This is a genomic window from Arthrobacter agilis (assembly GCF_002953615.1).
Taxonomy (GTDB): domain Bacteria; phylum Actinomycetota; class Actinomycetes; order Actinomycetales; family Micrococcaceae; genus Arthrobacter_D; species Arthrobacter_D agilis_B.
Genome location: NZ_CP024915.1, coordinates 903079 through 906834, shown reverse-complemented (window position 1 = coordinate 906834; position 3756 = coordinate 903079). Strand labels below are relative to the sequence as shown.

General features: G+C 71.0%; 3 protein-coding genes and 1 pseudogene. All 4 read right to left on the bottom strand.

Annotated features, from left to right (window positions below; all coding sequences use genetic code 11):
• Nucleotides 1-78: 78 nt before the first annotated feature.
• Entirely contained in the window at nucleotides 79-1563 is a 1485-nt protein-coding gene (gene argH, locus CVO76_RS04395; protein ID WP_208740851.1) for an argininosuccinate lyase, read from the bottom strand.
• Nucleotides 1563-2765 carry an argininosuccinate synthase gene (locus CVO76_RS04390; protein WP_208740850.1) on the bottom strand — a complete coding sequence of 401 codons (1203 nt, stop codon included), beginning with the start codon at nucleotides 2763-2765 and terminating at the stop codon, nucleotides 1563-1565. The genes argH and CVO76_RS04390 overlap by 1 nt, the downstream gene beginning before the upstream one ends.
• 129 nt (nucleotides 2766-2894) lie before the next feature.
• Complete coding sequence (locus tag CVO76_RS04385) at nucleotides 2895-3434, bottom strand: arginine repressor (RefSeq protein ID WP_133082257.1); 540 nt, start codon at nucleotides 3432-3434, stop codon at nucleotides 2895-2897.
• A pseudogene (locus CVO76_RS04380) lies at nucleotides 3431-3756 on the bottom strand (ornithine carbamoyltransferase); the annotation flags it as partial. The gene CVO76_RS04385 and the pseudogene CVO76_RS04380, both read right to left, overlap by 4 nt.

Below are 3756 nucleotides of genomic sequence, written 5' to 3'. Positions count from 1 at the left end.
CACCGGCAGGGGTAGCGGCGATCGGGACTCCGCCGGACGGCGAGGCTCCGTCGGGGAGCCGCGCCGCCCGGCATGCGGTCAGGCGGCGAGGTACCCCTCGACGCCCTCGAGTCCGGTCCGCAGCGCTGCGAGCTGGCGCCGGACGGCGGTCGGAGCCGTGCCGCCCTGGGCGTCACGGCTCGCCAGTGATCCCTCGACCGTCAGCACCTCGCGCACGGCAGGCGTCAGGTGGTCGGAGATGCCCGCGAATTCCTCGTCCGTCAGGTCCCACAGCTCGACGCCGCGCTGCTCGGCGACGCGGACGGCAGCACCGGACAGCTCGTGAGCCTCCCGGAACGGTACGCCCTGACGCACGAGCCACTCGGCGATGTCGGTCGCCAGGGCGAAACCCTGGGGTGCGAGCTCCGCCATACGGGCGGTGTTGAACACCAGCGTCGCGATCATCCCGGAGACGGCCGGCAGCAGCACCTCGAGGGTGTCGACGGCGTCGAAGACGGGCTCCTTGTCCTCCTGCAGGTCGCGGTTGTAGGCCAGCGGCAAGCCCTTGAGCGTCGCGAGCAAACCCGTCAGGTCACCGATCAGCCGGCCCGCCTTGCCGCGCGCGAGTTCGGCGACGTCGGGGTTCTTCTTCTGCGGCATGATCGAGGATCCGGTGGAGAAGGCGTCGTCCAGGGTGACGAAGGAGAACTCCTTCGTGGCCCAGAGGATGATCTCCTCGCTCACGCGGGAGAGGTCGACGCCGATCATCGCGGTCACCCAGGCGAACTCGGCGTACACGTCGCGTGAGGCCGTGCCGTCGATGGAGTTGTGCGTCGCCGAGAAGAACCCGAGGTCCGCTGCCACCGCCTCGGGATCGAGACCCAGCGACGAACCCGCGAGCGCTCCCGAGCCGTAGGGCGAGACCCCCGCACGGCGGTCCCAGTCCTGCAGCCGCTGCACGTCGCGCAGCAGTGCCCACGCATGGGCGAGCAGGTGGTGGCTCAGCAGGACCGGCTGGGCGTGCTGCAGGTGCGTCCGCCCGGGCATCGGCGCCTCGAGGTGCGCCTCCGCCTGGTCGACGAGCGCGCCGATCGTGGCGAGGACGCCGCGGGCGATGATGCGGGCGTGGTCCCGCAGGTACATCCGTCCCAGCGTCGCCACCTGGTCGTTGCGGGAGCGGCCGGCGCGCAGCTTGCCGCCGAGGGCCGGCCCCGCACGCTCGATGAGGCCGCGCTCGAGCGACCCGTGCACGTCCTCGTCGCTCTCGGCCGGGACATAGGCGCCCGATCGCACGTCGGCGTCGAGGCGGTCCAGGGCATCGATCATGCCGGCCAGTTCGGCGTCGTCGAGCAGTCCGGCCCTGTTCAGGACGCGCGCGTGCGCGCGGGAGCCCTCGATGTCGTACGTCGCCAGCCGCCAGTCGAAGTGGGTCGACTTGCTCAGCGCGGCGAGGGCGTCGGCGGGGCCGCCGGCGAACCGGCCGCCCCACAGCGAACCCTCGTTCGTCCCCGGGCGCCCCCCACCCTCGCTTCGCTCGGCCGGGGACCCCTGCGCTCGTGGGCCGCCGTCGTGCTGTGGGACCATCAGGCGCCTGCCCGCTGGTCCCGGCTCGATGCGACCTTGGACGAGAGGCCGAAGATCTCGATGAAGCCGCGGGCCATCGACTGGTCGAACGTGTCGCCGGAGTCGTAGGTCGCGAGGTTGAAGTCGTAGAGGGCGACGTCGGAACGGCGGCCCGTGACCGTCGCACGGCCACCGTGAAGGTCCATGCGGATGTCCCCGGTCACGTACTTCTGCGTGTCGTCGACGAACGTGTCGAGCGAGCGCTTGAGCGGGGAGAACCACTGGCCGTCGTACACCAGTTCGGTCCAGCGCTGGTCGACCGTCTTCTTGAAGCGGGCCTGCTCGCGCTCGATCGTCACGTTCTCGAGTTCGCGGTGTGCGGCGATGAGGGCCATCGCGCCGGGCGCCTCGTAGATCTCGCGGCTCTTGATGCCGACGAGGCGGTCCTCCACGATGTCGATGCGGCCGATGCCCTGGGCGCCCGCACGGCGGTTGAGCTCCTCGATGGCCTGCAGCGGGGTGACGGCGTTGCCATCGATCGCGACGGGGATGCCCTCCTTGAAGGAGATGGTGACCTCGTCCGCGGCGGGCGGGAACTCGGGCGACTCGGTGTAGTCGTAGACGTCCTTGGTCGGCGCGTTCCAGATGTCCTCCAGGAAGCCGGTCTCGACGGCCCGACCCCAGACGTTCTGGTCGATGGAGAACGGGTTCTTCTTGGTGGTCTCGATCGGCAGGCCCTTCTCCTCGGCGAAGGCGATGGCCTTGTCACGCGTGAGGGCGAGGTCCCGGACGGGTGCGATGCACTTCAGGTCCGGGCCGAGGGTCTGGATGCCGACCTCGAACCGGACCTGGTCGTTGCCCTTGCCGGTGCAGCCGTGGGAGACGGTCGTGGCGCCGAACTGGCGGGCGGCTGCGACGAGGTGCTTGACGATGACGGGACGGGACAGCGCCGAGACGAGCGGGTACGCGTCCATGTAGAGGGCGTTCGCCTTGAGCGCGGGCATGCAGTAGTCGGTGGCGAATTCGTCGCGGGCGTCCGCCACGTAGGCTTCCACGGCACCGCAGCCGAGGGCGCGCTGGCGGATGGTCTCGAGTGATTCGCCGCCCTGTCCGACGTCGACGGCCACGGCGATCACCTCGGCCCCGGTGGCTTCGGCGATCCAGCCGATGGCGACGGAGGTGTCGAGTCCGCCGGAGTAGGCGAGGACGATGCGTTCGGTCACGGGATGTGCTCCTTCGATTGTCCGGGCGGGGCGCCCGTGGGTCGTCTGTTCGTAGCTGGTGTCACGAGGTGGTTCGGGTGGTCTGAGGGTGGCGCGGGGCGCACTGGTGCCAGCCTATCGGCGCGGGCGTCAGGACTGCTCGGCGGGTCCCTGCGGTTCCTGTGCGAGTCCGAGGAAGCGTTCGGCGACGGCGGCGCCGCCGTCGGGTTCCCGACTCACGAGCATCACGGTGTCGTCCCCCGCGATGGTGCCCAGGATGGACGGCATCACGGAGTGGTCGATGGCCAGGGCGAGGAAGTTCGCGGCTCCCGGCGGCGTCCGGAGGATGACGATGTTGCCCGAGGACTCGGCCGTCACCAGCAGTTCGTTGCACAGCTTCGCGAGCCGTGCGTCGAGGATCTCCTGCGAGACGCCGCTCTGGGCGTGGCGGCCGCCGCCCTCCACGGGTACGGCGTAGACGAGCGCGCCATCGGCTCCCCGGACGCGCACGACGCCGAGCTCCACGAGGTCCCGCGACAGCGTGCCCTGGTTCACCTGCACACCGTCCGCGGCGAGGAGCGCGGCGAGCTCCACCTGGGAGCGCACGGACTGCGCCGTGAGGAGATCCGTGATGCGTGCGTGCCGCGCCGTCTTCGTGGTGGGACGCACGGGATCGCGCTGGACGGTCATGGCGTCCGCTCCGGGCCCTGCCCGGTGGATCGGGCCACGAGCCAGGTCATGAGCGCCTTCTGCGCATGCAGCCGGTTCTCCGCCTCGTCCCACACGAGGGACTGCGGGCCGTCGATGACCTCGGCGGCGATCTCGTAGCCGCGGTACGCGGGCAGGCAGTGGAGCACGACGGCGTCGGGCGCCGCCTGCGCCATGGCCGCCGCGTCCACGGCGTACGACCGGAACAGCTCCTGCCGGGCGGCCTTCTCGTCCTCCTGGCCCATCGAGACCCAGGTGTCGGTGGCGACGACGTCCGCACCGGCGAGGGCGACGGCGGCGTCGG